This is a genomic window from Streptomyces sp. NPDC060028 (genome assembly GCF_042736725.1).
GTDB lineage: Bacteria > Actinomycetota > Actinomycetes > Streptomycetales > Streptomycetaceae > Streptomyces.
Genome location: NZ_JBHWVJ010000045.1, coordinates 1 through 26,441, shown reverse-complemented (window position 1 = coordinate 26,441; position 26,441 = coordinate 1). Strand labels below are relative to the sequence as shown.

Here is a 26,441-nt window from a genome sequence, read left to right as displayed (position 1 = left end):
CCCCAGTCTCCGGGAGAGACCGTGCTCAGTTCCCCCGCCCGTCGCGGCGCGGCCGTACTGCTCAGTGCCGCCGTGCTCACCACGCTCAGCGCGTGCGGCGCCGCACCCGACCAGCCCGCCGGCTCGGCCGCCGCCGACGGCAAGAACAAGGTCCAGCCGGGCGCCGCGACCTCGGTCGCCGACTTCGCAGGCTCGGCCGGCCTCGTCGCCGCCGCCGAGAAGGAGGGTGCCCTCAACGTCATCGCGCTGCCCCCGGACTGGGCGAACTACGGCGCGATCGTCAAGGCCTTCCAGGCCAAGTACCCCAAGATCAAGATCAGCAGCGAGAACCCGGACGCCTCCAGCTCCGACGAGATCGCCGCGGTCAAGTCCCGCAAGGGCCAAAAGCGCGCCCCCGACGTCCTGGACCTGGGCATCGCCTTCGCCCGCAGCGGCGCCGCCGAGAACCTCTTCGCCCCGTACAAGGTCACCGCATGGGACAAGATCCCCGACTCCCAGAAGGACGCGGACGGCCGCTGGTACAACGACTACGGCGGTTACGTCTCCATCGGCTGCGACGCAGCCCGCATCCCCAACTGCCCGACGTCCTTCGCCGACCTGGCGAAGCCCGAGTACAAGGGCAAGGTCGCCCTCAACGGCAACCCCACCAAGTCGGGTTCCGCCTTCGGCGGCGTCTACGCGGCAGCCCTCGCCAACAAGGGCTCCTTCGCCGACATCCAGCCGGGCATCGACTTCTTCGGACAGCTGAAGAAGAGCGGGAACTTCATCCCCGTCGAGTCCACCCCGGCCACCGTCGAGAAGGGCGAGACGCCCATATCCATCGACTGGGACTACCTGAACGCCGGCTACGCCGAGCAGTTCAAGGGCAAGGGAGTCGACTGGAAGGTGGCCATCCCCACCGACGGCGTCTACGCGCAGTTCTACTCCCAGGCGATCAACAAGGAGGCCCCGAACCCGGCGGCCGCCCGCCTGTGGATGGAATTCCTCTACAGCGCCGAGGGCCAGAACCTGTGGCTGGCGGGCCACGCCCGACCGGTCCTGCTCCCCGCCATGACCCAGGACGGCACCGTCGACAAGGCAGCCGTCACCAAGCTCCCGCAGGTCACCGGCACACCGTCGTTCCCGGCCTCCACCGAGCTCGACAAGGCCAAGGCCACCCTCGCCGAGAAGTGGGACAAGGCCCTCAGCTGATGTCTGCCCCCACCCCCACCCCCCACCCGACGGGGACCGCCGGCGGCGGCAAAACCACCCGCCGCCGGCGGAGCGGCCCGCGCACCTGGCTCGCCGTCCTCCCCCTCCTCGCCTTCACCGGGCTCTGCTTCGGCATCCCGCTCGGCGCCATCGCCTTCGGCGCGGTCACCCGCACCGACACCGCGACCGGCGCCACCCGGCTGACCGGCGAGCACCTCGCACGCTCCCTCCAGGGCCCCTACCTCGGCTCCCTCCTCGGCAGCGTCCAGCTCTCCGCCCTCACCGCCCTGATCGGCGGCGTGCTCGGCGTGCTCGTCGCGCAGGCCGTGGTCACCTCCCGCTCCCAGGCCCTGCGCGGAGCGGCGCTGACCGCCTCGGGCGTCCTCGCCAACTTCGGCGGGGTCCCGCTCGCGTTCGCGTTCATCGCCACCGCCGGCATCTCCGGAGTCCTCACGCAGCTCGCCGACCTCACCGACCTCGGCTGGAACCTGTACTCCTTCACCGGCCTCGCCGTGGTCTACCTCTACTTCCTGACCCCGCTGATGGTGCTGGTCATCGTCCCCGCACTGGACGGTCTGCGCCCGCAATGGCGCGAAGCCGCCCAGAACAACGGGGCCACCGCCTGGCAGTTCTGGCGCCACGTCGGCCTGCCCGTACTCGCGCCCTCCCTCCTCGGCGGGTTCGTGCTCCTCTTCGGCACCGCCTTCGCCGCCCACGCCACCGCCGCCGCGCTCGTCGGCGGCTCGGTCCCGCTGGTCACCCTCAAGATCGCGGACGCGCTGTCGGGCAACGTACTCACCGGCCAGGAGAACGTGGCGCTCGCCCTCGGCCTCGACATGATCGTGATCGCCGGCCTGGTCATGGCGGTCTACCTGCCCCTCCAGCGACGGAGCGCCCGATGGCTGCGATGACCCCGACCGTGGACACGACCGAGGAAGCCACCGCGGTACGGGTGACCGCGCGCCGGCCGCGCCCCCGCCCCCGGGTATGGCGCGGAGCCGTACTCGCCCTCGCCGGCACGTACTTCCTCCTGCCGCTCGCCGCCTCCTTCGTCTTCACCGTGCACGTGCCCGGCCGGGGGACCACCTTCGAGGCGTACACCGAGCTCCTCGCCGCCGACGGCTTCACCGACAGCCTGCTGCTCTCGCTCGGCCTGGCCGCCGCGACCATCGCGGCCTCCCTGCTCCTCGCGGTGCCCGCGCTGATCGCCGTACGCATCGGATCGCCCCGACTGCGCCCCGTCGTGGAGGTGGTGTGCATGCTGCCGCTGGTGGTGCCGCCCATCGCCCTGGTCACCGGCATCACCACCGTGTTGCGCTGGGGCCCCGACCACCTCTCGCGGACCCCGCTCTACCAGACCTTCCTGGCCGTCCAGAACGAGGACTTCCCCGTCGTCCTGGTCCTCGCCTACACCGTGCTGGCCCTGCCCTTCGTCCACCGCTCGCTCGACGCCGGCCTGCGCGCCGTCGACGTACCGACCCTCGTCGAGGCCGCCCGCAGCTGCGGCGCGAGCTGGCCGTACGTCGTCCTGCGCGTGCTGATCCCCAACCTGCGGGCCTCGCTCGCCGGAGCCGCCTTCCTCACCCTGGCCCTGGTCCTCGGAGAGTTCACCATCGCCTCGCTGCTCGGCTTCCAGCCCTTCGCGGTGTGGATCGTCTCGATCTCCGGAGCACAGGCCCGGATGTCGGTCGCCGTCTCCATCCTCAGCCTCCTCATCACCTGGCTGCTCCTGCTCCTCCTCTCGCGGGCCGGAACCAATCCGTCCGCGGTCGCCTCCGCCCCCGCGGCCTCCCGTACCGCCCGTGTCTCCCGTACCGCCCGCGTCTCCCGTACTTCCCGCAAGGAGTCCTGACCCTCATGTCCACCACCCTTCCCGCGGCGAGGAAGCCGGCGGATACGGCCGCCCCGGCGGGCGCGCGCGTCGAATTCCGCGGCCTGCGCCGGGCGTTCGGCTCCACCACCGCCCTGGACGGGCTCGACCTCACCATCGAGCCCGGCGAACTCCTCGCCCTGCTCGGCCCGTCGGGCTGCGGCAAGACCACCGCCCTGCGCGTCGTCGCCGGCTTCGAACAGCCCGACTCCGGCGAAGTCCTGGTCGACGGGGAGGACATCACCCGCGTACCGGCCAACCGCCGCGACGCCGGCATGGTCTTCCAGTCCTACAGCCTCTTCCCGAACCTCAGCGCCCGCGACAATGTCGCCTTCGGCCTGCGCGTGCGCAAGGTACCCGGCGCGCAGCGCCGCGAGCGGGCCGCCGAACTGCTCGACCTGGTCGGCCTGCCCGACCACGGCGACCGCTACCCGCACCAGATGTCCGGCGGCCAGCAGCAGCGCGTCGCACTCGCCCGAGCCCTGGCCCTGCGCCCGCGCGTCCTGCTGCTCGACGAGCCGCTGTCGGCGCTCGACGCCAAGGTACGGGCCAACCTGCGCGACGAGATCCGCAGGCTCCAGCTCTCCCTCGGGATCACCACCGTGTTCGTCACGCACGACCAGGAGGAGGCCCTGTCGATGGCCGACCGGGTCGCCGTCCTGAACGCCGGGAAGCTGGAGCAGTGCGCCGCCCCCGCCGAACTGTACGAGCGGCCCGCGACACCGTTCGTCGCCGAGTTCGTCGGCACCATGAACCGGCTCCCCGGCCGGCTCACCGGCACCGGCCTGGTGGAAGTGGCCGGAACCCGGCTGCCCGTGGACGGCCCGGTGCCGGCCACCCCCGACGTGGAGGTCCTCGTCCGCCCCGAGAACATCACCGTGACGGCCGCCACGTCGGGCACGGCCACCGTCGTCTCGGCGTCCTTCTTCGGCGCCGTGACCAGGCTCCACCTCGACCTGGCCGGCGGCCGGACGGTCAAGGCCGACCTGCCGTCACGGGACGCCCACCACCTGGCCCCCGGCGCGCGGGCGACCGTGGGTCTCGCAGAACGCCCCGTCCTCGTCGTGGCCGGCTCCGCGTGACCGGGCCGGCCGACGGCCTCGGCGCCGTCCTGTTCGACATGGACGGCACCCTCGTCGACACCGAGGTGCTGTGGTGGCGCACCACCGAGGAGGTCGCGCTGGGCCTCGGCCACCGGCTCGGCGAGGCGGACGCGCCCGAGGTCGTCGGCCGGGCCGTCGAGGACACCGCCGCCCACCTCGTACGGGTCTCGGGAGGGGGAGACCCATACGCGGTGGCGGCGGCGCTGACCGGAGACTTCTTCCGCCGTGTGGAGGCGGGCGCGCCGATGCGCCCCGGCGCCGACCGGCTGCTGACCGCACTCCACGCGCAGGGCGTGCCCTTCGCCCTGGTCAGCGCCTCGCCGCGGGTGGTCGTGGACTCGGTGGTCGGCGGCTCCCTGGCCCATGTCCCCTTCGCCTTCACCCTGTCCGCGGACGACACGGAACTCACCAAACCGCACCCGGACCCCTACCGCTCCGCGGCCGGCCGCCTCGGCCTCGACGCGCGGGCGTGCGTGGCGGTGGAGGACTCACCGGACGGCGCCGCCTCCGCGGAGGCCGCCGGGTGCGGGGTGCTGGTGGTCCCGTCGCTCCTGGCCGTGCCGGCAACCCGCGTACGCACCTTCGCGCGGTCCCTGGAGGAGGTCACCCCGGAGCTCCTGCGGGCATGCCTCAGGGCCGGAACCGGATCGCGCCGGCCGCCGTCTGAGCACCCGTGTGGATGAAACGAAGAATCCTGGTACTGCTGTTCGCCCTGCTCACGACGCAGCTGGGCTCCCTGATCAGCCCGGCGTACGCCTGCGGCTGCGGGGCGATGATCCCCGAGGGCTACTCCCGGATCGGAGTCGAGCAGGAGACCTCCGTCGTGCGCTGGGACGGCCGGGCGGAACAGATCGTGATGAGGTTCACCGTCCGGGGCGACGCGGCCCGGGCGGCCTGGATCATGCCCGTCCCGGGGCGGGCGAGCGTGGAACTCGCCGACGGGGCGATGTTCAGTGAACTCACCTCGCTGACCCGGCCCCAGGAGAAGGTCCGCCACTACTTCTGGCCGCGTGAGGACGACTGGCCCTTCTCCTCCCACTCCAGGGACATGGCCGGAGCCCCCGCGCCCGGCGCGGGGGCCTCGGTCGACGTCGTCGGCCGCGAGCAGCTCGGTGACTTCGACGTCGCCCGCCTGACCGCGACCGACCCCGACGCGCTGCGGAACTGGCTGGAGAGCAACGGCTTCAAGCTGCCCGACGGCCTCGCCACCGAACTGAAGCCCTACGTGGACCAGAAGTGGGAGTACGTCGCCGTCCGCCTCGCCCCGCGCCGGCAGGGCCAGAAGCTCCAAGGCCACCTCGACCCGCTGCGGATCCGCTTCGACAGCGACCGGCTGGTCTACCCGATGCGACTGTCCCGCCTCGCCAAGACACCCCAGTCCCTGCGCCTGTACGTCCTGGCAGACCACCGCATGCAGCCCGCCTCCCCGATCGGCGGCGCCGACCCGAAGGTGACCTTCGCCGGAACCGTCACCCCGAAGGACAACGCCCTGGCCGGCCTCACCGACGGCAAACCCGCCTATCTCACCGCCATCGAGCAGGAGTTCCCGGAGCCGGGCCGCATCGACGGCGACCACGAGCTCCGGGCCGCGGCATCCGACGTCCCCTACCGCCGCGCCATCTACCACGACGAGCTGCTCACCGTCGCGGGCGGCATCCCGGTCTGGCTCCTGACGGTGGCCGGCGCCGCCGCGGCGGCCGCGACGGCGCTGTTCGTGGGCCTGCGCGCCCGGCGGCGGCGGCGGAACCGGGCCGCCGCCACTGCCTAGGCCAGCCGGGCCTGAGCGGCCCAGAAGCCGCACTGATGGTCCGCCGCTAACGTCGAACTCGACTGCGTCGAGCCGGGGTTGAGGGTCAGGGCCGTACCCCGGCCGTCGGTCGCCGGCCAGCGGGTCTGCCCCGGCACCACCGGCGTACCGAAGTGGGCGAAAGCACCCCAGTACCGCTTCATCCGGGTGCCCAGCGCGCTCTGCGCCGCGGTCAGCGGGCGCTCGCCCATCGTGAAGTCGTGCAGATAGGCCAGCTCGGCGCTGTGCGCGTTCGACTCATCGAGGCCGGGCACCTGCGCACCGGCCAGCGTCGGTGAGTCCGGGTCGTCGAACTCGTAGACGTACGTGGGTACTTGCGCGGCGAACAGCTGAGCCGTCCACGCCGTGTGACAGGCGAAGGTCGAGTCCGTCATGACGGCCGACATCGCCAGGTACGGCGAACCGTAGGCGGAGAGCGGATAGCGGGCCAGCACCTGCGCCCCCGAAGCCCCGTAACCCGCCAGGACCTGCGCGGTGTACTCGTCCGCCGTCAGGTACGGCTGCGACAGCGCGACGAACATCCGTGCCTCCGAGCGGGTGCTCCCGATCAGGACCGGCACCTTGTTCCAGGCCCCGGCCCCGATGGCGGCGGCCGGGTCGAGCGGCAGCAGCCCGTCACCCGACGCCGGACCCGAAGTGGGCAGCGTACGGGCCGCCTCGACCAGCGCCGGGCCCGTCGCGGCACGCAGACAGGCCGCCACCGCGGCCGGCTCGGCGCACCCCGCCCGGGAGGCGAAGGCCCGCGCCTCGGTCGCGGCCCGCGCACTGTCCGGCGTACGCAGCAGTGTGCACGGACCGCTCTGCAGCACGGCCCGGTGGAACAGGCCCGCGGCCGACGGGGCGGCCAGCAGGGCGCAGACGGAACCGCTGCCCGCGGACTGCCCGGAGACCGTCACGCTGCCGGGGTTGCCGCCGAAGGCGCCGATGTTCTCCCGGGTCCAGCGCAGCGCCGCGACCTGGTCCATCAGCCCGAAGGAGCCGGAACGCCGCTCGTTCTCCCCGGCGAGCTCGGGCAGGCCCAGGTAACCGAGCTGCCCCAGACGGTAGTTGATGCTGACCACCACGCTGCCGGTGAGATCGGCCATCGTGCGGCCGCCGAACTGGGTTCCCGTGCCCTGGCTGTACGCGCCGCCGTGCAGCCACACGATCACCGGAAGCCGGGCTCCGGCGTGCGCGGTGCGCGGCCGGTACACGTCCAGGTAGAGGCAGTCCTCGCTGACGGCCTGCGGATCCCGCAGCCCGAACGGCGAGAACTGCAGGCACGCGGGCGCCTGTCGGGTCGCCTCGCGCACCCCGCTCCAACGCTGCGGCGGTGCCGGTGCACGCAACCGGGACTCCCCGACCGGGGGAGCGGCGTACGGGACGCCGAGGAACTCCTGGGCGCTGTCGTGCGTCTGGCCGCGGAGCGTGCCCTGGGCGAGGGTGACGCGGGGGCGGGGAGGGCTGCCGGGCGAGGCGGCGGCGGGGGCCGCCGAGCCGAGCAGCGCGGCGCAGGTCGTCAGGGCAAGTGCCGTACCGAGCAGGGGCCTTGCTGATGGGAACCGCTTCATCAGTCGTCCTGGGGTAGGGACGGGCCGGGGCGGAGCGGTGCGCGCTCCCGCCCCGGCCCGCCGGCCGGGGGAGGCTACGGGCGCAGTCCCGAGAGCAGTGCGGAGGTCACCGCGAAGTCGGCCGGCCCCGTGTTCCAGTCGGCGTTCATCGGGCTGACGGCGATCCGGTCGGCGCTCACCGCCTCCACGTCACCGCCCTTCGCGGCGGGCTGGACGCTCAGCCGTACGTTCACCTTCCAGGTGCCGTCACCGGAGTCGGTGAAGTCCGGGCGGAGCGGCGCCTGCGGATCCTGGAAGGTCGTGGCGACACCGCGGGCGACGCCCTTGCCGTCGGCGCCGATGACCGGGTGGTTGACGTTCAGGCCGACGCCCTTCGGCAGCAGCGGACCGCTGCGGGCGCGCGTCCTCAGCCGGTCGATCAGCTTGACCGCGAAGTCGACGGTGGGATCCATGGCGTTGACCGTGGCGACCGGATCGGGGACGGCGAGCCCGCCGGTGCTCAGCGCGATGGCCGGCACCCCGTACTCGAGCGCGGCTACGGCGCCGCCGACCGTGCCGGAGTGGGTGGCGAGGGAGGCGAGGTTCGGCCCGAAGTTGGTGCCGGAGACGACGAGGTCGGGGGCTCGGCCCTCGAACACCTCGGCCAGGCCGAAGGCCACCGAGTCGCCGGGGGTGCCGTCCACCGCCCAGACCTTCGGCTCGGGGTGCTGGACGGCGATGGCGGGAGCGCTCGCCATCTTCGTGCCGGTGCCGCTCTGGTTGGTGAGCGGGGCGACGATGGTGACGTCGTACCCGGCGGCGGTCAGGCGGGCGAAGGCCTTGCGGATGCCGGGTGCGTTGTAGCCGTCGTCGTTGGTGAGCAGGATCCGCAGCGGCGCCGACGGGGCTGCGGGCGCGGTCTGCGGGGCGGCGGCGGCCGGTGCCGTACCGGCGAGGGCCGGCGTACACAGCATCAGCGCGGCCAGTGGCAGAACTCGCTTGTGTCTCACGGAGTGCTCCTTCGGAGGGATGTGCGGATGGGTGGGTCGGTGGGTGCGGGGGGTGGGTACGGGGCGTGGTACGGGGGGTGGGTACGGGGGGTGGGTACGGGGGGTGGGTACGGGGGGTGGGTACGGGGGGTGGTGCGGGGGGTGGTGAGGGGATCAGCGCACGCTGCGGATCGGGAGGATGGCGAGCGCTCCGATCAGCGAGAGGGCGCCACCGGCCAGGAAGAGCGGGGTGTATCCGCCCAGCCCGGTGACGATCGCGGAGGCGACGAACGGGGCGATGATCTGCGGCCCGGCGTTCGCGACGTTGAGGACGCCCATGTCGCGGGCGGCGTCCTCGGCCCGGGGGAGGACCAGGGTGACCAGCGCGGTGTCCACCGCCATGAAGCAGCCGAAGGCGAGGCCGTTGAGCGCGCTGAAGACGAGCATGCCGGTCCAGGTCGGACTGATCACGGGCACCACCATGACGAGCCCGGCCAGGGCGGCCGAGACGCCGACGAACACCTTGCGGCGGTTCCAGCGGTCGGAGAGCAGGCCGCCCACGACGGTGGAGAGCGCCATCGCGACCATCGACACGGGGGTGAGGGCCGCCATCGCGGAGGCGGGGGAGAGACCGTCGGGCAGGGCGATGTGGTCGTCGAGGATGTACAGCTGGTAGCCGACGACGGAGAAGTAGCCGAGGACCATGAGGGCGCGGCCTATGAAGGCCCAGCGGAAGTCGTGGTGGGCCAAGGAGGAGAGGAACGCGGCCAGTTGGGCGCCCTTGGGCCGGGCGGCGGGGGCCGGGGCCGGCTCGGTGCGGGGCAGGTCGCGGCAGAAGGTCGTCAGCAGCAGCGCGGCCACGGCGACGATCGCGCCGAAGACGAGGTAGCCGGTGCGCAGGTGGCCGACGGTCTGCGAGGCGACGAGCACGCCGACCGTGCCGCCGATCGGCAGGCCCAGCCCGACGAGGGCGGACGCGGTGCCGCGGCGGACGGCGGGGATGCGGTCGGGGACGATCGCGGTGACGGCGGCCTGGTAGATGTTCATGGTCGCCTGGATCAGGCACCAGCCGATGCCGACGAGCAGCGCGGTGGTGACGCTGCCGAGGAAGGCGAGGCCGGCGAGCGAGGCGAGGGCGCCGCCGAGGATCCAGGGGCTGCGGCGTCCGGTGCGGTCGGAGAGGGCTCCGGCGATGGGGTTGAAGGCGGTCGCGAAGATCGCGCTGACGCCGCCGATGAGGCCGAGGACGGCGACCTTGTCATCGGGGGCGATCGCGGCGATCTGGGTGGGGAGGAGGACGGATCCGACACCCATGTAGACCGCCATCATCGCGGAGTTGGCGACGAGCAGCAGGGGCAGGAGCCCGCGCTGGCGGGGCGGTTGCGGGGCCGGCGGGGCGGTGGGCGGGTCGGTGATCTCGTTCGTGGCCATGACGACTCCTCGGGGGACGGAGCGGGGAGAACGCGGGGGTGGGGGAGAGGGCAGCGGTGTCGCGACCCGGGGCGCGGACTTGAGGTGTTGTTACACGTGTCACCAGCGGCGCTGGACACTGTGTAGCACCCATTCGGGGGCTCCGCCAGGGCTTGCGGGAGGTCGTTGTGCAGATCGTGACCGAGGCGTGAAGGCTTGGTTAGGCACGTGTAACCATCGGATTGCGGCCACTGACCTGGGCAATCCCGTCTCGAAACCCTCTTGCCCTTGTGGCGGCGGTCACGGTTCCGCAATACTCCGTCCCGCCGGCTCGGCCCCTGTCCGGGGCGCCGAGTGAGGTGTCCCGGCGCGGCTCGTACGGCCTGGCCCTGGCCCTGGCCTTGGCCCGGCCATCGCCGGGAGGTGCGTGCCGTCGGCGCCGCTTTGCCGCAGGGCCGGGCCCCCGCTGTGCGGCCCCGCTCTGCGGCGGGGCTGTGCGGCGGGGCTGTGCGGCGCGGCGTTCCCCCGGCTACCGCCGGGAGGGTCGTGCCGCGGGCGCTGCCGTACGGCTGGCGCGTTGCCCGACGGTCCGCAGTGTGGCGGCCCTGCTCCGAGCGCCACGGCCCGGCCGCGCACCCCGCGGTTTGGGTGCTGGCGGTCCCGGAGTCACGGCCTTGCCGCGCACCCTGCGGCTTCGGTGTCGGCGGTCCCGGAGCCACGGCTCTGCCGCGTACCCCGCGGTTTGGGTGCCGCGGCTCCGGGGTCACGGCCTTGCCGCGCACCCTGCGGTTTGGGTGTCGGAGGTCCCGGAGCCACGGCCGGCCGCCCACCCCGCGGCTTGGGTGCCGGCGGTCCCGGAATCACGGCCTTGCCGCGTACCCCGCGGATTCGGGGCCGGCGGTTCCGGAGTCGGGCGGTATCCCAACCTGCGGAGCCATACGGCTCCGCACCGGATTCGGTCGCTCGCAGGGTCGCGTGTCTCGGAACCCGGGGCCCGGCGTGGCGGGCGGTCGGCGCGGGCTCCAGGGCTCGCCGGCGCCGACCGGCCGCCCTGCCGCGCGGAGGGGGGCGTCCTCCCCGCCGACCGGCCGCCCCGCTGCGCGGAGGGGAGCCGCCCTCCGGTTCCCCATCCCTGCCCGGTCCCTTGTCCCCGTCCTGCGTTAGCTGCCCCGCTCACGCTCCCGGCCCCTTGTTCTGCGTCTGGCGTCTCCTGCCCCGGTCCCGGTCCCCTTCCGGCCTCCCCTGTCCCCGTCCCACGCGCCCGCTCCGCTGCCTGCGAGTCCTGCTGCTCCGCGTTACTCGTGCCGCGCACTCCCCGCGGCCCGTATCCGTGTCGCCCGCTCCCAACCCCGCGTCCCTTGTCCCCTCCCCGCGCCACCGTCCCGGTTGCGGCGCCCCTGGCGCCCCTGGCCCCGTCCCGCGGCGGCCGTTCCGGGTCGCGGGGCTGCGCTGCCGCTCCGCGTCCACCGTCCCCGTCCCGATTCCTCCGCTTCGCGTTCCCCGCGCGTCCCCAGTGCCGGGGAGCCTTCGTGAAAGGTCTGCCATGTACTCCTCTCCCTTCGCCGCGCCGCCGCCCCGGCATTACGTTCCGGCGGCGCCGCCTCGGCATGCCGTCGTGTCCGGATCCGCTCTGCTGCTCGGCTCGTTGGTGACCGGGTTGCTGCTGTCCGGCGGGGGAGCCCCGTTCTTCCAGGGGGTTGACGACCGCTGGGCCGCCTGGGTGATCGGTTCGCCGCGCGGGGCCGCCGCCACCTTCGCCACGCTGCTCGACCGGCTCGGCGGCCCCCTCGGCACGGTGCTGCCGCTCGCGCTGATCGGCTGCCTCTGTGTCTACGGGCGCTGGCGGTCGGCCCTGTTCGTCTTCTCGGCCGCCATCGGCGCCAACATCCTGCTGGTCCTGCCCCTCAAGCGACTCGTCGACCGCCCCCGTCCGCCGCATCCGTGGGTCCTGGTCAACGACGGTTCGTTCCCCTCGGGGCAGGTCTTCAGCGCCGTCACCCTGGTGATCGCCGCCGCGGTGGTGCTCTTCCCGCCGCGCGCCCGCCGCTGGTGGTGGCTGCCCGGGGGTGCGTACGTGCTCGCCATGATGTGGAGCCGTACCTGGCTGCACGCCCAGTGGCTCAGCGACACCCTCGCCGGGGCCCTCGCGGGCATCGGCACCTGCCTGCTGCTGTGGCGGCTGTTCGCTCGCCTGCTGGAGGCCGAGGCGGAACGCGCCGCCTCGAACAGTCTGTGGCTCTGAGCCCAACAGTTATCGCGAATCATTGACGGTCGTACAATTTCCGCCATAGTCTCGACCGGGTCGGCGTGCGTCCGACGCGCCGCCCAGGAAGGATTTGCGCATGGCTCACATCCCAGGCCCGGACCCCGAGGTGGTGGACCTGCCCGCAGGCCGGCTGCGCGGTGCGATCGAGAACGGGGTCGCCGTGTTCCGGGCCGTCCCGTACGCCCTGCCTCCGGTCGGCGAGCTCCGCTGGCGACCCGCGCAGCCGCACCCCGGCTGGAGCGGTACGCGCGATGCCACCGCCGACGGCCCCAGTGCGCCGCAGATGTACATGGAGGGCGGCGACCCCGTCCTCGGCGGACACGGGTCACCGCCGTTCGACGAGGACTGCCTGACCCTCAACGTGTGGACCCCCGCGGCCCCCGCGGCCCCTACGACGCCCGAGGCCCCCGCACCCGACGCGGCCCCCCGCCCCGTGCTCGTCTGGATCCACGGCGGCGGTTTCGTCTCGGGTTCCGGATCCCTGCCGAACTACTCCGGCGAGACCTTCGCGCGCGACGGAGACCTCGTCGTGGTGAGCGTCAACTACCGCATCGGGTCCCTCGGTTACCTCGGGCTCGACGCCGAGGACGGGGGCTGCAACCACTGGCTCACCGACCAGCTCGCCGCCCTGCGCTGGGTACGGGAGAACATCGCCGCCTTCGGCGGAGACCCGGACGCCGTCACCGTCGCAGGCCAGTCCGGCGGCGCCATGTCCACCGCGGCCCTCGCGGGCCACCCGCAGGCCCGGGGGCTGATGCGCCGCGTGATCCTGCAGAGCCCGCCCTTCGGCCTGGACCTCCCCGACCCCGAGGGCTGCCGGGAGCGTACCGACGCCTACCTGGAAATCGCCGGCGCCAAGACCGTCGAGGAGCTCCGCGCCCTGCCCTGGCCCGCACTGATCGGCGCCACCGGCGGGCTCTTCGCGCTGACGACGCGCTGGGGCTACTGGCCGACGCCCTTCCTGCCCGTGATCGACGGCGCGGCCGTCGCCCGCCACCCGGTGGAATCCCTGCTGCACGGCGCCGCGGCCGACATCGACGTGATGATCGGCTGGACGCGGGAGGAAGCCAACTTCGGCTTCGCCCTGGACCCGGGCCACGCCGCCGCCACCCGGGAGCAGGTGACCGACCGGATCGCGGACACCTTCGGCGGCGAAGCCGCCCCCGCGGTGTACGCCGCGTACGAGCGCGCCCGGCCCGGTGCGCGTCCGGCCGACGTGCTCATGGACCTGATCACGGACGAGCTGTTCCGGGTCCCGGCCGTCCGGCTCGCGGAGCGGCGGGCGGAGTCGGGCCGCCCCGTCTGGGCCTACCAGTTCGATCTCCCCACCCCTGCCCTGGGCGGCCGGCTCGGCGCCGCGCACTGCCTGGAACTGCCCTTCGTCTTCGCGAACTTCGACCGGTGGTCGCACGCCCCCTTCCTTGCCGGCCTCGCCCCCGCGACCCGCGACGGCCTCGCGCACACCATGCACGAGGCGTGGATCGCCTTCGTCCGCACCGGCGACCCCAACCACCCCGCGATGCCGCAGTGGGACCCGTACGAGAAGGACACCCGCACCACCATGCGCTTCGACTCCGTCGTCGCGGCTCTCGGTGATCTCGCCGGACCCTCGCGCCGGCTGCACGACTCGGCCGGCCGGGCGGGCGCCCAGGGGGCCGGGGCGGGCGGCGCGGCTGACCAGGAGTGATCCGGTTCCGGTGATCTAACTCGTGTAACCTGGGTGGAAAGGCGTCGGTCGGCCGCAGGGAGACGAGGACCACATGCCCAGGCAGACACACACCCCCGCGACGATCACCAGCGCCGACGTGGCTCGGCTGGCGGGGGTGTCACGCGCCACCGTCTCCTTCGTGCTCAACGACACCCAGGGCCACCGCGTCAGCGCCGCCACCCGCGCCCGGGTGCTCGACGCCGCCGCGCAGCTCGGCTACGTCCCGCACGCCGCCGCCCGCTCCCTGCGCGCCGGCCGCAGCAACCTCGTCCTGATGCCCGCCTCGATCTCCGCGTTCGGCCGCCTCGCCAGCGACTGGGTGGACGACCTGAACACCGAACTGGACCGCCTCGGCTACACGGCGGTCCTCCACGCGGGCCGCTTCGCCGACCCGCTCGACGCCGCCCGCGCCTGGGCCGAACTGCGCCCGGCGGCCGTCATCGCCCTGGACGGCGACCACTTCACCGCCCAGGCCGCCGAACTCCTGCGCCGCGCCGGCGTACGCGCACTGCTGGCCTTCAGCGCCCGCCCCGTACCGGACGTCCACACCATCGGCTTCGACCACGCCCGCATCGGCGCGACCGCGGCCGAGCACCTCATCGCCCGCGGCCGGACCAGGATCGGCGTGGTCATGCCGCAGGAGCGCGGCCTCGCCACGCTCGCCGAACCCCGCCTCGCCGGCGCCGAGTCGGTCGCCGCGCGGCACATGGCCACGGTCACGCCGGTGGAACTCGGCTACACCCGGGAGTCCGCGGCGGCCCTCGCCCGGCGCTGGCCGAGCCTGGGTCTGGACTCGGTCTTCGCCTACAACGACGAGTACGCCGCCCTCCTGCAGTACGCGCTGCGGGCCGAGGGCATCGACGTACCGGACGACGTGGCCCTCGTGGGCTGTGACGATCTGATCCTGTCCGCACTGCAACAGCCCCCGCTCACCACGGTCCGGCTGGATCTGCCGGCGGCCGCGCAGATCGCACGGGCCCTGCACGAGCTGGTCGAGACCGGCACCACGGAACCGGTCCGGCCCACCGAGGCGGTCCTGGTCCACCGCGGTACGTCCTGAGGGGCCGGGGCAAACCCGCCCCCGGCCCGTCCTGAGGGGCCGGGGGAAACCGCCGCCCGCCCCTCAGCTCAGGCGCCCCGCCGCCGGTCAGTGCCGCGCGGGCTCCGGCGTGTCCGCGGCCGCCCCCCGACGGTCGCGGCCCGCCCCGGGCATCCGGTGCCGTTCCCGCCGGCTTCCCGGGCCGTGCCCTCGTCCCCGCCCCCGTCCTCGGCCCCGTTCCGCTTCCCGGGCCAGCGCGGGGCCGAAGAGCCACCACGTCAGCAGCCCGGCCCCCGCCCCCGCGGCCGCCCCGGCGGCGGTGTCGCTGAGCCAGTGCGCATGCAGCCACGTACGGCTCCACATCATGGCCAGCGTGAAGACCGCGCCCCCCGCCCACCAAGCCGGCCGGCGGGCGACCGGCACCAGCAGCGCGCCGACGATCACGACCAGCAACGCCGCCCCGGCCGCGTGGCCGGACGGGAAGGAGCCGTGGTCCACCCGGACCAGCGGATTCTCCGGGCGCGGCCGGTCCACCAGGTGCTTGAGCCCCTGGACGACGAGCATGTTGCCGACCAGGTACGCGCCGAGCAGGAAGCCCGCCGACACCCGGCGCCCGCGTACGAGCAGGAGCACGAGAAGAGCGAGCGGTACGACGGCCCCGGGGGGAGCGCCGAACCAGTTCAGGGCCGACGCCACCGCGGCGGGGAGCCCGTCGTGCGGACCGCCCGTCCACGACAGCCAGCGGTCGTCGATGCCTTGGAAGGGCGGGTGCGCGGCGTCCGGCCGGACGAGGAGGGCCGACAGCCCGGCGCCCGCGAGGAGCAGCAGCCCGAGTACGAGCGTGCCGGGGCTCCTCCGCCCGGACGGTGTGGGCGCCGGGGCGGGGACGGGCGCCGGGGCGGGGGCTGCGGCGCCGGGCCGGCCGGGGGAGGTGACGGGGTTCCTGGACATGAGTGCCTCTCGGGGACCGCGCCCGTCGGGGCGGACGCGGCTCGTGGTGATCGACGTACCCGTGGGGGCGCGGCCGGGCCGGCCCCCACGGTGGAACAGGACCGACGGACCGCCGGGTCAGGCCTTCGCGCCCAGGCGGCGGGCGAGGAACTCGACGCTCTCCCCGACGATCCGCACGATGTCGGGGGAGCCGAGGAATATGTGGTCGGCCCCGTCGACGGGGCGCAGCGTGACCTCGCCCCCGGCGCCCGCCAGCGCCTCGGCGAGGAGTTCGCTCTGGCTGTACGGGACCAGCCCGTCGTGCGTGCCGTGGATCAGCAGGAACGGCGGCAGTCCCGGAGCCCCGGCGTACGTGACCGGGCTCGCGGCCCGGGCCAGCGAGGGCCGCTCCGCCTCCGTGCCGCCGAGCAGGGCCTCGTACGGGTCGGGGAACTCGACCTCGGAGGGCATCGCGGGCATGGGGTGGTCGGCCAGGGCGACCAGGTCGGAGACGCCGTACCAGTCCACGACGGCCTGCACGCCGCTCTCGCCGGAGCCCACGCCCTGCGTGCCCTCCAGCCACGCGGCGCCCGCCGTGCCCGGCCCTACGACACCCGCGAGCGCGGCGAGGTGGCCGCCGGCCGACTCGCCCCAGGCGCCGATGCGGTCCGGGTCGATGCCGAGGTCGCCGGCGTGCGCGCGGACGTAGCGGATCGCGGCCTTCACGTCGTGCAGCTGGGCGGGGAAGGGGGCTTCGAGGCTGTGCCGGTAGTCGATGGAGACGAGCGCGAGCCCGGCGGCCAGGACGGTGCCGTGCAGCAGTTCCACGGGCACGGTCGGCGGCGGGTAGCGGCGGTCGCCCTCCAGCCAGCCGCCGCCGTGGATCCAGACGACCGCCGGGAAGGGGCCCTCGCCGGCGGGCAGCCGTACGTCGAGCAGCCGGGGGCGGTAGCCGGGCGTGGTGGCGTAGGTGATGCCGTCGAAGCGGCGCAGCCCGTGCTCGTCCGTCACGGCCGGTACGGGGGGCCGGTAGGGCGGGGGCGGCCAGGTCATGTCGGCCAGGTCGGGGAGCCCGGGGATGCCGGGCGTGGTGGGAGGAGATTGCGTCATTGCGGCCCTTCCGATTCGGCGCGGCCGCGGTGGCCGGCGGGTCCGGTGCGGGCCCAGGCTTCGTAACGTTTGTCCGAAATGCTTGCGCGGGCACCGGGGGAGACTTAACGTGTTACACGTGTAATCACAACTCTAGCGACGCATTTCCGCTGACCACAAGCCCATATGCAGGCAGACTTCCGGGCCAGTTACTCGAGACAACAGGCGGCGCGTCGCCCCTCCCCCCTCTGGGAGCACGCCATGTACACCACCGCCGTCACCCACCCCGCGTCCCCGATGGCCGCCCTGACCGGCGCGGTCGACCCGGTCGGCCCTGTCAGCCCTGTCGGCCGTGTCGGCCCTGTCGTGACGCCGGCCCCGGCCGCCGAGGCCCCGCCCCGGGGCTTCGCGCGGTGGACCGCCGAGCCCACCGCGGCCACGGTCCCGCTGCTGAGGGCCCGTGTCCGCGCCCTGCTGGAGGGCTGGGAGGTCGCCGCCGACACCGCGGACGTCCTGCTGCTGGCCGTCAGCGAGCTCGTCGCGAACGTCGTCCTGCACGCCGCCGCCGCCCCGGGCCGGATGCGCGTCAGCGCCCGCCTCGGCGGCGGCTGGCTGCAACTGGAGGTGGCCGACCGGGCCCCCGGGCTGCCGCGGCTGCCCGATCCCGCCGCCGAGGTCGACCCGGACGACGAGCACGGCCGCGGGCTGCTGATCGTGCAACTGCTCGCGGCCGAGGCGGGCGGCCGGCTGACCGTCACGGCCGACCGGTTCGGCACCGCCGTCCGGGTGCGCGTCCCCGCGGCCTGACCGCCGCGGCCCCGTCGCTGTCCCGCCGCTGTCCCGTGGCGGACCCGGTCGGCGCCGGCGGACCGGACTCAGGGGCGGATGATCGTGACCCCGCCGCCCGGGGTCGTGCCCATCGCGGCGAGGGCCGCCGGCGCCGCTTCCAGGGGGATCGTGGCGGTGACCAGCAGGTCCGGGCGCAGTGCTCCCGACCGGACCAGCTCCATCATCGGCGGGTAGGCGTGCGCCGCCATCCCGTGGCTGCCGAGGATCTCCAGCTCCCAGCCGATGACCCGTTCCATGGGCAGCACGGTCGCCCCGCCCGCCGCCGGCAGCAGCCCGACCTGTACGTGCCGGCCGCGCCTGCGCAGCCCGGCGACCGAAGCCGCCGCCGTCCCCGGCGAACCCAGTGCGTCGAGCGACAACTGCGCGCCCCCGCCGGTCAACTCCCGTACGACGGCGGCCGGATCCTGCCCGGCGCCGTCCACGCAGTGCGCCGCGCCGAACTTCCGGGCCAGGTCCAGCGCCGCGGGCGCCGTGTCGACGGCGATCACGCGGGCCCCGGCCGCCACCGCGATCATCACGGCGGACAGTCCCACCCCGCCGCAGCCGTACACGCAGACCCACTCGCCCGGCGCCGCCCGCCCCTGTGCGACCACGGCTCGGAAGGCCGTCGCGAAGCGGCAGCCGAGCCCGGCCGCCGTCGCGTACGAGAGCTCATCGGGCACCGCCACCAGGTTCACGTCGGCGTGCTCCAGGGGCACGTACTCGGCGAAGGACCCCCAGTGCGTGAATCCGGGCTGCGTCTGCCGGGCGCACACCTGGTGCTGCCCGGCCGCGCAGTCGGCGCAGGTGCCGCAGGCGCAGACGAACGGTACGGTGACCCGGTCCCCGGGCCGCCAGTTGACGACCCCGGAGCCCACCGCCTCGACCACGCCGGCCAGTTCGTGCCCGGGGACGTGCGGCAGCACGATGTCCGGGTCGTGTCCCATCCAGCCGTGCCAGTCGCTGCGGCACAGCCCCGTCGCCTCGACCCGCACCACGACCCCGCCGGGGCCCGGACGTGGTTCCGGCACCTCCCGGACCTCGGCCCGCTCTCCGTACCGTTCGAAGACCACCGCGCGCACGCCGTCCACCTTCCGCTCGCCAGCTCCCGCCGCGTGTGCCGCAGCCTACGTCCAGTGCCCGCTCGACGCTCCGGGGGAGCCGGCGCAGGATCCACCGGCGGTGGTGGGCGTTGTGGTCCCACGGGTGCGCGGCGGTGAAACGTTCGAGTGCCCGGAAGAGGCGGTGCGGCAGGCTCTTCATGTCGCCGGTCCATCAGGCCCCGCCCCCTGTTCGGCGGGCGGGATCCGGGCCATGGCCAGGACCCCGGCGCAGATCAGGGCCACGCCCAGCAGTTGGGGCAGGAGCCACCAGCCCGTGCGCAGGTCCTCCTCGTACAGCAGCACGCCCAGCGCCACGCTGACCGTCGCGTCGCCCAGCGTGAGCGCGGGCTGCGAGGCGACCAGCGGGCCGCCCTGCATGGCGTGTTCGAGCATCAGCAGCGCGCAGATGCCCGTTGCGGCGAAGGCGTACGTCTGCCAGGCGGTCAGGAACGCCCCGAGCCCGTCGTCGGTGAGGACGAACACGGCCGACTTCATCAGGCCGGCGGTGAGCGCGTAGCAGACGGCGGTGGCCGCGCCGAAGCAGCCGGCCCGGGCGCGGCCCGGCCCCCGCCGCAGCCCGGCCCAGGCCAGCAGCGCCACCGCGGCCCCGCAGGCGGCCAGCGCCGGCAGCCACCGGTCGAGCGGTACGTGCGTACGGTTCCCGGACGGCGACGCGGCGGCCATCGCCACGCCGAGGCCGAGCACCACGGCCGCCACCGCCCGCCACAGCGTCGCCGGCAGCGGCTGCCGCACCGCCAGGGAGGCGATCAGCAGCGCGAGCGGCAGCTCCAGGACGAACAGTGGCTGTACGAGGGCCAGCGGGCCGGTCGCCAGCGCGGCTGCCTGCCCCGCGCCGGCGACGATCACGGCCACGATGCCGGCGACCCACACCGGCCGCCGCATCAGGTCCAGTACCAGCCCCGGCCGGAACCGGTCGCTCTGCGGCACGGTGAGAGCGGCCCGCCGCTGGAGCACGGTGGCCAGGGCATTGCTGAGCGCCGCGGACAGCGCGAGGAGGACCGGCGCGACGATGCCCATCCCCCGATCCTCCCCGGGCACGCCACCCCCGCGCCGCGGCGACACCACGCGTTCCCCCGTCCGGGTCCCGGCCGACGGTTCTACGCCTTGGCCGCCCGGTCGAGGGTCAGTTCCGCCAGGGTCTCGGGGGCGCCCGGCTGGTCGCGGATGCCGGGGAAGGCGTTGACGTCGACGATCAGGGGGGAGCCGTCGGCCGTGGCGATGACGTCCACGCCGTAGACGTCCAAGGAGAACACCTCGCCGACCCGCAGGGTCAGCTCGGCCCAGCCCGGCGGGGGCTGTGGGAGGGGGAGGGTCGGGCCGCGGCCCTCGGGGGAGAGTTCGGAGCGGCGCAGGGCGGCGAAGACGCGGTCCCCGATCGCCCAGAGCTTGTGGTCCCAGCCGCTGTTGGGCGCGAACCGCTGGACCACCACCGGCTCGTCCGGCCAGTTCTCCGCCAGGGCCCGCAGCGCCGCGGTGTCGTCGGCGCGGGCGACCAGGTCCTGTCGGCGGCTGTGCCGGCTCTTGACGACCACGGGGGAGCGGAGCGAGGTGCCCGAGGCCCACGGGGCGAGCGCGTCGAAGGTACGGGTCGCCGCGAACGGCAGCCCGGCCCGCCCGGCCAGCTCCGCCATCTCGGTCCGGTCCTGGCACAGTGTGGTCGCGGCGGCGGAGTTGACCACCGGCGCCCCGCGCCGTTCCAGCTCCCGCGCGAGGACCAGCGCCCGCGGGGTGTGTGCCTTCAGAAGGTATACGTCGGCCAGTGCCCGCTGGGCTCCGTCCGGCGCGCCCGGATCCACCACCTCCACCCGGTGCTCCGCGGTGAGCAGCGCGGCGGCCGCCGACAGCAGCGGGTGTCCGGGGTTGTCGGTGATCAGGCCGATCCTCATCCGCCGTCCCCCGCCCCCGCCGCGACCTGGAGCGGGATGCCCCCCGGTAGGCCCTGCTGCCGGGGGAGTACCGCGGGCTGCGGCCCGGCCGGGACAGTCGTGCCGTCCGAGGCGCCTCCCGCGCCGACCGCGTCTCGCGAGCCTCGCGAGCCGCCGGTCCGCGCCAGTTCGAGCACCGCCCGGGCCACCCGCGCCGCCGCGTCGGGCACCTGACGGAAGCTCGGGAAGTCGTTCACGTCCACCACCACCGGCCCGTCGGGGCCCAGCAGCACGTCCACCCCGTACAGGTCCAGCCCGTACACCGCCCCCACTTGCGCGGCGATGGCGGCCACCTCGGCCGACAGCGGCACCCGGCGCTCCTTCACGGAGGAGTCCGGGTGCAGCGGGGAGCAGCGTTCGGTGGCGAAGAGCTCCCCGCCGACCGCGTACACCTTGATGTCGGTGCCCGGGTTCGGGACGTACGGCTGGGCGATCAGCATGCCCTCGCCGGCCAGTTCCGGGAGCATCGCCGCCAGCCGCTCCGGCGAGGACACCAGGTGCACGCCCCGCCCGGAGCTGCCGTCGGCGGGCTTGACGACCAGCGGATACTCGCCGGCGGGGATCTCCGCCAGCAGTTCCGGCCGGGCGGCGGCGTAGGTCGGCGGCAGCGGCAGCCCCCGGCCGTGGCCGATGGCGGCGGCCAGCGCCTTGTCCCGTACGCCCCGGATCGAGCGCGCGTCGTTGACCGTGGTCATCCCGGCCGCCGCGGCCGCTTCGAGCAGCGCCAGCCCGGGGCCGCCGGAGACCGTCTTGAGCACCCAGGCGTCATGGGTGCCCGCATCCACCACCTCGGCCATGCGCAGCAGTGAACCGCCGGGGCGCACCACATCCACCCGGTGGCCCCAGGCCAGGAGCTGTCGGACCACCTCGTTCGGCATGCCGTCGTGGCGGTAGTGCTCCTCCACCAGGAAGCAGAGCCTCATCGACCTTCCCCATGTTCCCCGGTCGTCCGCCGATCCCGTCCGGCGAGTTGTGACGTCACAGGATGTCATGGACCGCAATGTGATGATCGGTCCGCGGTCCATGGTCCCGGCGGCAAGCGGCGGTAATTCGGATGTGGCGCCGATCCGGGGGCTGCTACGTTCACCGCGTGCCGAAGCTGAATCAGATCATCGCAGTGGAAAAGGGCGTCAAGTCCAAGTCCCTCCAGGAGCTCACCCAGGCTCACCACGACGTCCAGAAGCCCGCCTTGCTGGCCGGGATCTCGCGGACGTACCAGCCCAAGGACGAGGAGGGCGAGCAGCTGCCGCCCGAGTCCACGCGGGTGCAGGTCAAGGCCGAGGACGCGCTGCGCGCCACGGCGGGGACGCTGACGCGGCTGTTCGACGTGACCGCGACGAAGGACTGGGCGAACCGCACCGCCGCCGCGGACGTCGTCGTGGACGGGACGGTCCTGCTGGCGCAGGTGCCCGTGCCGTACCTGCTCTTCCTGGAGAAGCAGCTCACGGACATGCACACCTTCGTGCGCAAGCTGCCGGTGCTGGACGCCTCCGAGTCCTGGAACCTGGACCCGTCCACGGACTCCTGGAAGACGGAGCCGGTGCGGACGATCCGGACGAAGAAGGTGCCGCGCAACCACGTCAAGGCCGAGGCCACGGAGAAGCATCCGGCGCAGGTCGAGGTGTATTACGAGGACATTGCCGTCGGGTACTGGACGACCGTGAAGTTCTCCGGCGCGCTGCCGGCCCGGCGGGTCAACGAACTGCTCGACCGCGTGGAGAAGCTCCAGCAGGCCGTCAAGTTCGCCCGCGAGGAGGCCAACAACACCGAGGTCACCGACCAGCGGGTCGGCGACGCGGTGTTCGGCTACCTGTTCAGGTAGCCCCATGATCGCCCCCGTGCGAGCGGGGGTGCGCGAGAGCGCAAGCTGAAACTGATGTTGAAGCTGACCAAGGGGTGTCAGATGGGGGTTCGAATCCCTCCCCCGGCACTACGAGCCGGGGTGGCCCAAGCCTGGCAGAGGCGGCCCCGTAAAACTCAGATTCTCGCTCCAGTCTCAGTATTCGCCGCCGAACACCGGATCGACCGAGCGTGGACGAACATCGACGGATGGGGGTTCAAGTCCCTCCTGCGCCTCTTCTCGTGGCGCGGTAGTTCAAAGGCAGAACACGTCGGTCTCACACTGATCCGCGACTCTTAAAAGCCGCCGGTGTGCGCAATTGGGTGGCAAGCAGGGGCCCGGGAGCTGGACATGCTCCCGGGCCCTGTCACGTTGCCGCGTCGCCGCGTTGCGGCCCTCGCCCGGCTACACCGGTACGGACACGAACCGCCGGCCCGCCTCGTTCTCCACGAGGATCGCCTGGACGTTGGCCGGGTCGACCGCCGCGGTGCCGTCCAGGGCCGCGCCCTTGGACTCGCCGTTCCCCTGGCTGCCCACGACCCAGCCGCCCGCGGTGGTGCGCGTGCCGTCGCGGGAGACCACCACCAGCCGGCACCGCTCGCCCGGCGGTACTCCCGCGACCGCCGCGTGCACCCGTACCCACTTCGCGGCCGGGGTCACCTGTACGGTCATCCGCGCGCCCGTGTCCGGATCCGTGGCCGAGGCCACCCGGGTCCCGGCAGGCGGCGCGGTCGGCTGCGCCGACACCGTCGGGGACGGCTGCGGGGGCAGGGCCAGCGAGCCGCCGTCGCTCCCGCCCCACTGCGCCCCGGCCCAGAACACGGCCGCCAGCGAGGCCACCGCGGCCAGCCCGGCCACACCCCGGCGGCGGCGCCGCGCACCGGCCAGCTCACCCCGCATCTGCCGCAGCGTGCGCTGGAGCAGCAGATCACCGCCCTGCGGCGGCGGTCCGTCGAGGAACGCCTCCCCGGGCACCTCGCCCAACGCGGCCTCCATCTCCCGCAACGCGGTCACCTCCTCCCGGCACTGCACGCAGCCCGCCACGTGTTCCTCGACCCGGTGGACGTCCGCGTCGTCGAGGACGCCGAGAACGTACGGGCCGAGCAGTTCCTCCTCGTGCCGCTGCCCGTTCATGCCACCACCTCCTGCATTCCGGCGGCCTGCTGGGGCGGCCTGCCCGGTCGGTTCGCGCCGGCGCCGTCCTTGAAGACCTGGCGCAGCGCCTTGAGCGCGTAGTGCGAGCGCGATTTCACGGTGCCCGCCGGGATGCCGAGGCTGTCCGCGGCCTCGGCGACGCTGTGCTGGCGGTAGTACAACTCCGTCAGCACGTCGCGGTGTTCCGCGGACAGCTGGTCCAGCGCGCCCAGCACGGCCATCGTGTCCACCACGGAATCGGCGTGGTCCGCCTCCACCGGGGGAGTGGCCGGCGAACCGGAAACCTCCGGCGGCCGGGCGGCCTTGGCCCGGGACCGGTCGGTGATGATGTTGCGGGCGACCGTCAGCAGCCAGCCGCGCACCGAGCCCTTCCCGTTGACCAGGACCTCCGAATGCCGCCAGGCCCTGATCAGGGTCTCCTGTACGACGTCCTCGGCGGCGGCCCGGTCCCCGGTCAGCCGGGTGGCGTACGCGAGCAGGGCGTGGCCGTGCTCCTCGTACACCGACCTGATCAGTGTTTCATCGGTCGAGCCCCGCCGAGTGCGGGGCCACAGTGGTCCGGCCATCTCACCCTCTCCGTCTTCCTCGCTTGCGTGGTGCGGTCGGAACACGCGCCGCGGACCGGCCCGGTTCACGTGACCCGCGTCACGCGGCCGGCCCTCGACGGTGCGGGCGCTCAAGTGCGGCAGGCGCGGCCCTGGTTGAGGCAGTCCACGACGCGGGACATCTGCGCCTCGGTCATCACGTTCACGAACATCGCGTGGTCCGTCTTCGGGCTGTGCCGCTGCTCGGGGAAGGAGTCGAGCGCGACGGGCACGCCCGGGGGCACCTCGTAGCCGAGGGAGACGCGCAGCTCGGGCACCGGGAAGGTGCCCTGCGGGCAGACCCCGTTCGCCGCCGGGAAGCGCAGGTGCGAGCGCTGCCCGGGACTGGCGGTGTCGAGGCCGTTCCAGCAGCTGGGGAAGACGAGCGTGCGGGTGACGCGGTCGCCCTCGGGGCAGCGCGGGTAGCGGGTGGTGGACCGGTCGGGGAAGCCCGAACAGCCCCAGCGGGCCCGCACGTCGGCGTCGCTGCCCGCCGTGTACGCGACCGCGTCGCCGGTCATCGCGCGCAGGAACCGGGGCATCGGCACCACCTTGCTCACCGGGTTGCCGCGGAACTCCACGGAGACCGAGGTCTCGGGCAGGATCTCGCCCGTGTTGCCGTGCCCCGCCGAGCCCTCGTGCGGGCGCGCGCCGGGCCGGTCCAGCCGGCGCAGCACCGGCCAGTAGTACGTCGAGCGGTCGCCGCCCCGGCAGCTCGTGGCGGCCGCGTCGAGGGAGGCGTCGTCGGACATCGCGTCCGTGGACAGGTTGCCGACGTACGCGTGCGTGTGGTGGGCGCCCGCGCGCAGCCCCGGCGACACCACCAGGTTGTCCTCGTTGTAGTGCCCCTCCTCGCCCCGGCCGCAGTCCACCGAGACCGAGCCCGCCGAGGCGTCGGGCCCGGCGGCCGGGGCCACCTCCGCTCCGCGCGGGACGTCGCGTATGTCCACCTGGTCACCGGGCGGGGGGTGCGCGGAGTGCGCGCCCGCCCGCGGACCCGCTGCCCGCGTGGCCCCGAGCACGGCGGCGGTGAGTCCGCCGCCCAGGACCAGGCAGATGAGCAGCGTGAGCAGTCGGTGTTCGTTCCCCATGCCGATCACGGTTGCCGGTGGCCGCCGCAGCCGTCAACCTGGCGTCCGCGGAGCGGGCGGCGCGACCGCCGTGAATGCGCCGCGGCGCCCCGCGAGTTGGCCATGTCGGTCCTTGCCGCGGCGGACACGGACCGCGCAGAGTACGCGGTATGACTCCCGCCGAACTGCTCCACGCCCTCGCCCGGACCCGTGCCTCGCTCGACGGCGACGAGGTGACCTTCTGGTGGACGGGCGACGTGTACTCCTGGGCCCCGGGGGAGCCCTACCAGCGGCTGTTCGGCTTCGAGGGGATCAATGTGGCCCGGCTGCTGGCCCCCGCGGACGAGCCGCCGGGCACGTACCAGCTCCTCACCCGGGAAGCCGCGTTCTACCTCGACCCGCAGACCCGCGAGATCCTGGAGACCTGGCAGGACAAGCCGGTCATCCACGTGTGGAACGACCCGGCCAACCAGAGGTGGCGGCCGTTCCCGGTCCCCATGACGGAGCTCGGCGACCAGGTCTGCTTCAGCCTGGAGGTCCCGCTCGCCTACCCCTCGCCGCTGCCGGTCGCCGACTTCCCCGAAAATTCGGCGGACGACACCTACCGGGCACTGGAGATGTTCCAGTTCTTCGCCCCCGCGTCCGTCCTCACCACCGACGCGCCCAGTGTCCCGTCGACCATGTCGTGGACGCGGATGTCCCCGTGGCTTCCCTGGATGGCGCAGGGCCGGCGGCCCGGCGGGCTGACCTTCCACTGCCGGGGCCGCAAGCTGTCCTCGTACGCCGAGGTCCCCGAGCGCACCCGCGCGTACGTCGCCGCCCGCCACCCGGAGTTCGCCCACGCCCCGGAGAAGTGGAGCGAGCCGAACGAGACGAGCTGGACCTACTTCCGCAAACTCGCCTCCCCGCCGCACCGCTAGTGCTGTGATCGGAAAGGTTCACCGCGTCGCGGCGCCCGGCACGGCGCCTCGCCGCGTTGTCGGA

The 26,441-nt window shown here is 73.9% G+C and carries 24 protein-coding genes; 12 read left to right on the top strand and 12 right to left on the bottom strand.

Going from position 1 to position 26,441, the window contains the following annotated elements:
• The first annotated feature begins 21 nt into the window (after positions 1-21).
• The 6 genes from ACFWBF_RS22410 to ACFWBF_RS22385 are packed head-to-tail and all read left to right on the top strand — an operon-like array spanning position 22 to position 5,932.
• The gene (locus ACFWBF_RS22410) at positions 22-1,191 is read left to right on the top strand and encodes an ABC transporter substrate-binding protein (RefSeq protein ID WP_385604608.1); all 1,170 of its coding nucleotides are present in this window, start codon (positions 22-24) and stop codon (positions 1,189-1,191) included.
• Complete coding sequence (locus tag ACFWBF_RS22405) at positions 1,191-2,102, top strand: ABC transporter permease (protein WP_385604605.1); 912 nt, start codon at positions 1,191-1,193, stop codon at positions 2,100-2,102. The genes ACFWBF_RS22410 and ACFWBF_RS22405 overlap by 1 nt, the downstream gene beginning before the upstream one ends.
• Positions 2,090-3,043, top strand: coding sequence for an ABC transporter permease (locus ACFWBF_RS22400; RefSeq protein WP_385604602.1), 954 nt, complete (start codon positions 2,090-2,092; stop codon positions 3,041-3,043). The genes ACFWBF_RS22405 and ACFWBF_RS22400 overlap by 13 nt, the downstream gene beginning before the upstream one ends.
• A gap of 5 nt (positions 3,044-3,048) precedes the next feature.
• Complete coding sequence (locus ACFWBF_RS22395) at positions 3,049-4,143, top strand: ABC transporter ATP-binding protein (protein ID WP_385604599.1); 1,095 nt, start codon at positions 3,049-3,051, stop codon at positions 4,141-4,143.
• Positions 4,140-4,847, top strand: a complete 708-nt coding sequence (locus ACFWBF_RS22390; protein ID WP_385604596.1) for an HAD family hydrolase — start codon at positions 4,140-4,142, stop codon at positions 4,845-4,847. The genes ACFWBF_RS22395 and ACFWBF_RS22390 overlap by 4 nt, the downstream gene beginning before the upstream one ends.
• Positions 4,844-5,932, top strand: coding sequence for a DUF2330 domain-containing protein (locus ACFWBF_RS22385; protein ID WP_385604593.1), 1,089 nt, complete (start codon positions 4,844-4,846; stop codon positions 5,930-5,932). The genes ACFWBF_RS22390 and ACFWBF_RS22385 overlap by 4 nt, the downstream gene beginning before the upstream one ends.
• Here ACFWBF_RS22385 and ACFWBF_RS22380 read toward each other — a convergent pair.
• The 3 genes from ACFWBF_RS22380 to ACFWBF_RS22370 all read right to left on the bottom strand — a co-directional run bounded on the left by ACFWBF_RS22380 (position 5,929) and on the right by ACFWBF_RS22370 (position 9,920).
• Positions 5,929-7,521, bottom strand: coding sequence for a carboxylesterase/lipase family protein (locus ACFWBF_RS22380; RefSeq protein ID WP_385604590.1), 1,593 nt, complete (start codon positions 7,519-7,521; stop codon positions 5,929-5,931). The two genes, ACFWBF_RS22385 and ACFWBF_RS22380, sit on opposite strands and share 4 nt — an antisense overlap.
• 74 nt (positions 7,522-7,595) lie before the next feature.
• Entirely contained in the window at positions 7,596-8,510 is a 915-nt protein-coding gene (surE, locus tag ACFWBF_RS22375) for a 5'/3'-nucleotidase SurE (protein WP_385604587.1), read from the bottom strand.
• 153 nt (positions 8,511-8,663) lie between these two features.
• Positions 8,664-9,920, bottom strand: a complete 1,257-nt coding sequence (locus ACFWBF_RS22370; protein WP_385604584.1) for an MFS transporter — start codon at positions 9,918-9,920, stop codon at positions 8,664-8,666.
• A 1,594-nt stretch (positions 9,921-11,514) separates the two neighbouring features.
• Between ACFWBF_RS22370 and ACFWBF_RS22365 the strand changes: the two genes are divergently transcribed.
• The 3 genes from ACFWBF_RS22365 (at position 11,515) to ACFWBF_RS22355 (ending at position 14,933) form a co-directional block, all read left to right on the top strand.
• On the top strand, positions 11,515-12,141 hold the full coding sequence (locus ACFWBF_RS22365) for a phosphatase PAP2 family protein (RefSeq protein ID WP_385604582.1): 627 nt from the start codon (positions 11,515-11,517) through the stop codon (positions 12,139-12,141).
• Between the two features lie 100 nt (positions 12,142-12,241).
• Entirely contained in the window at positions 12,242-13,852 is a 1,611-nt protein-coding gene (locus tag ACFWBF_RS22360; RefSeq protein WP_385604579.1) for a carboxylesterase/lipase family protein, read from the top strand.
• Positions 13,853-13,925: 73 nt separating this feature from the next.
• Positions 13,926-14,933 (top strand): LacI family DNA-binding transcriptional regulator, encoded by a 1,008-nt coding sequence (locus ACFWBF_RS22355; RefSeq protein ID WP_385604576.1) that lies wholly within the window; start codon positions 13,926-13,928, stop codon positions 14,931-14,933.
• Between the two features lie 87 nt (positions 14,934-15,020).
• On the opposite strand, the gene ACFWBF_RS22350 is transcribed toward ACFWBF_RS22355, so the two are convergent.
• Entirely contained in the window at positions 15,021-15,863 is an 843-nt protein-coding gene (locus tag ACFWBF_RS22350) for a phosphatase PAP2 family protein (RefSeq protein ID WP_385604573.1), read from the bottom strand.
• Positions 15,864-15,980: 117 nt separating this feature from the next.
• Complete coding sequence (locus tag ACFWBF_RS22345) at positions 15,981-16,952, bottom strand: alpha/beta hydrolase fold domain-containing protein (protein WP_385604570.1); 972 nt, start codon at positions 16,950-16,952, stop codon at positions 15,981-15,983.
• Positions 16,953-17,192: 240 nt separating this feature from the next.
• On the opposite strand from ACFWBF_RS22345, the gene ACFWBF_RS22340 reads away from it, so the two are divergent.
• Complete coding sequence (locus ACFWBF_RS22340; protein ID WP_385604568.1) at positions 17,193-17,738, top strand: ATP-binding protein; 546 nt, start codon at positions 17,193-17,195, stop codon at positions 17,736-17,738.
• Between the two features lie 68 nt (positions 17,739-17,806).
• Here the strand turns inward: ACFWBF_RS22340 and ACFWBF_RS22335 are convergent, their stop codons facing one another.
• The 4 genes from ACFWBF_RS22335 to ACFWBF_RS22320 form a co-directional block, all read right to left on the bottom strand.
• Positions 17,807-18,841 (bottom strand): zinc-dependent alcohol dehydrogenase family protein, encoded by a 1,035-nt coding sequence (locus ACFWBF_RS22335; RefSeq protein ID WP_385604565.1) that lies wholly within the window; start codon positions 18,839-18,841, stop codon positions 17,807-17,809.
• Between the two features lie 177 nt (positions 18,842-19,018).
• Positions 19,019-19,900: a DMT family transporter gene (locus tag ACFWBF_RS22330; RefSeq protein WP_385604562.1), complete on the bottom strand. Its 882-nt coding sequence runs from the start codon at positions 19,898-19,900 to the stop codon at positions 19,019-19,021.
• Between the two features lie 80 nt (positions 19,901-19,980).
• Positions 19,981-20,769: a RimK family alpha-L-glutamate ligase gene (locus ACFWBF_RS22325; protein WP_385604559.1), complete on the bottom strand. Its 789-nt coding sequence runs from the start codon at positions 20,767-20,769 to the stop codon at positions 19,981-19,983.
• On the bottom strand, positions 20,766-21,731 hold the full coding sequence (locus ACFWBF_RS22320; protein ID WP_385604556.1) for a RimK family alpha-L-glutamate ligase: 966 nt from the start codon (positions 21,729-21,731) through the stop codon (positions 20,766-20,768). The genes ACFWBF_RS22325 and ACFWBF_RS22320 overlap by 4 nt, the downstream gene beginning before the upstream one ends.
• Before the next feature lie 167 nt (positions 21,732-21,898).
• On the opposite strand from ACFWBF_RS22320, the gene ACFWBF_RS22315 reads away from it, so the two are divergent.
• Positions 21,899-22,630, top strand: coding sequence for a hypothetical protein (locus tag ACFWBF_RS22315; RefSeq protein ID WP_385604553.1), 732 nt, complete (start codon positions 21,899-21,901; stop codon positions 22,628-22,630).
• Positions 22,631-23,053: 423 nt separating this feature from the next.
• Here ACFWBF_RS22315 and ACFWBF_RS22310 read toward each other — a convergent pair whose 3' ends face one another.
• The 3 genes from ACFWBF_RS22310 to ACFWBF_RS22300 all read right to left on the bottom strand — a co-directional run bounded on the left by ACFWBF_RS22310 (position 23,054) and on the right by ACFWBF_RS22300 (position 25,478).
• The gene (locus tag ACFWBF_RS22310; protein WP_385604550.1) at positions 23,054-23,782 is read right to left on the bottom strand and encodes an anti-sigma factor family protein; all 729 of its coding nucleotides are present in this window, start codon (positions 23,780-23,782) and stop codon (positions 23,054-23,056) included.
• Complete coding sequence (locus ACFWBF_RS22305; protein ID WP_385604547.1) at positions 23,779-24,369, bottom strand: sigma-70 family RNA polymerase sigma factor; 591 nt, start codon at positions 24,367-24,369, stop codon at positions 23,779-23,781. The genes ACFWBF_RS22310 and ACFWBF_RS22305 overlap by 4 nt, the downstream gene beginning before the upstream one ends.
• Before the next feature lie 110 nt (positions 24,370-24,479).
• Positions 24,480-25,478, bottom strand: a complete 999-nt coding sequence (locus tag ACFWBF_RS22300; RefSeq protein WP_385604544.1) for a DUF1996 domain-containing protein — start codon at positions 25,476-25,478, stop codon at positions 24,480-24,482.
• A gap of 149 nt (positions 25,479-25,627) precedes the next feature.
• On the opposite strand from ACFWBF_RS22300, the gene ACFWBF_RS22295 reads away from it, so the two are divergent.
• A complete protein-coding gene (locus ACFWBF_RS22295; RefSeq protein ID WP_385604542.1) occupies positions 25,628-26,377 on the top strand; it encodes a DUF1838 family protein in 750 nt (249 codons plus the stop codon).
• The last annotated feature ends 64 nt before the right edge of the window (positions 26,378-26,441 follow it).

What these genes read in the sequence shown, in the direction of transcription:
- ACFWBF_RS22325 (WP_385604559.1), bottom strand. Translation starts at nt 20,769, where the DNA reads ATGAGGATCGGCCTGATCACCGACAACCCCGGACACCCGCTGCTGTCG.
- ACFWBF_RS22345 (WP_385604570.1), bottom strand. Translation starts at nt 16,952, where the DNA reads ATGACGCAATCTCCTCCCACCACGCCCGGCATCCCCGGGCTCCCCGAC.
- ACFWBF_RS22330 (WP_385604562.1), bottom strand. Translation starts at nt 19,900, where the DNA reads ATGGGCATCGTCGCGCCGGTCCTCCTCGCGCTGTCCGCGGCGCTCAGC.
- ACFWBF_RS22395 (WP_385604599.1), top strand. Translation starts at nt 3,049, where the DNA reads ATGTCCACCACCCTTCCCGCGGCGAGGAAGCCGGCGGATACGGCCGCC.
- ACFWBF_RS22360 (WP_385604579.1), top strand. Translation starts at nt 12,242, where the DNA reads ATGGCTCACATCCCAGGCCCGGACCCCGAGGTGGTGGACCTGCCCGCA.
- ACFWBF_RS22355 (WP_385604576.1), top strand. Translation starts at nt 13,926, where the DNA reads ATGCCCAGGCAGACACACACCCCCGCGACGATCACCAGCGCCGACGTG.
- ACFWBF_RS22340 (WP_385604568.1), top strand. Translation starts at nt 17,193, where the DNA reads ATGTACACCACCGCCGTCACCCACCCCGCGTCCCCGATGGCCGCCCTG.
- ACFWBF_RS22310 (WP_385604550.1), bottom strand. Translation starts at nt 23,782, where the DNA reads ATGAACGGGCAGCGGCACGAGGAGGAACTGCTCGGCCCGTACGTTCTC.
- ACFWBF_RS22370 (WP_385604584.1), bottom strand. Translation starts at nt 9,920, where the DNA reads ATGGCCACGAACGAGATCACCGACCCGCCCACCGCCCCGCCGGCCCCG.
- ACFWBF_RS22295 (WP_385604542.1), top strand. Translation starts at nt 25,628, where the DNA reads ATGACTCCCGCCGAACTGCTCCACGCCCTCGCCCGGACCCGTGCCTCG.
- ACFWBF_RS22350 (WP_385604573.1), bottom strand. Translation starts at nt 15,863, where the DNA reads ATGTCCAGGAACCCCGTCACCTCCCCCGGCCGGCCCGGCGCCGCAGCC.
- ACFWBF_RS22320 (WP_385604556.1), bottom strand. Translation starts at nt 21,731, where the DNA reads ATGAGGCTCTGCTTCCTGGTGGAGGAGCACTACCGCCACGACGGCATG.
- ACFWBF_RS22405 (WP_385604605.1), top strand. Translation starts at nt 1,191, where the DNA reads ATGTCTGCCCCCACCCCCACCCCCCACCCGACGGGGACCGCCGGCGGC.
- ACFWBF_RS22400 (WP_385604602.1), top strand. Translation starts at nt 2,090, where the DNA reads ATGGCTGCGATGACCCCGACCGTGGACACGACCGAGGAAGCCACCGCG.
- ACFWBF_RS22380 (WP_385604590.1), bottom strand. Translation starts at nt 7,521, where the DNA reads ATGAAGCGGTTCCCATCAGCAAGGCCCCTGCTCGGTACGGCACTTGCC.
- ACFWBF_RS22305 (WP_385604547.1), bottom strand. Translation starts at nt 24,369, where the DNA reads ATGGCCGGACCACTGTGGCCCCGCACTCGGCGGGGCTCGACCGATGAA.
- ACFWBF_RS22385 (WP_385604593.1), top strand. Translation starts at nt 4,844, where the DNA reads ATGAAACGAAGAATCCTGGTACTGCTGTTCGCCCTGCTCACGACGCAG.
- ACFWBF_RS22300 (WP_385604544.1), bottom strand. Translation starts at nt 25,478, where the DNA reads ATGGGGAACGAACACCGACTGCTCACGCTGCTCATCTGCCTGGTCCTG.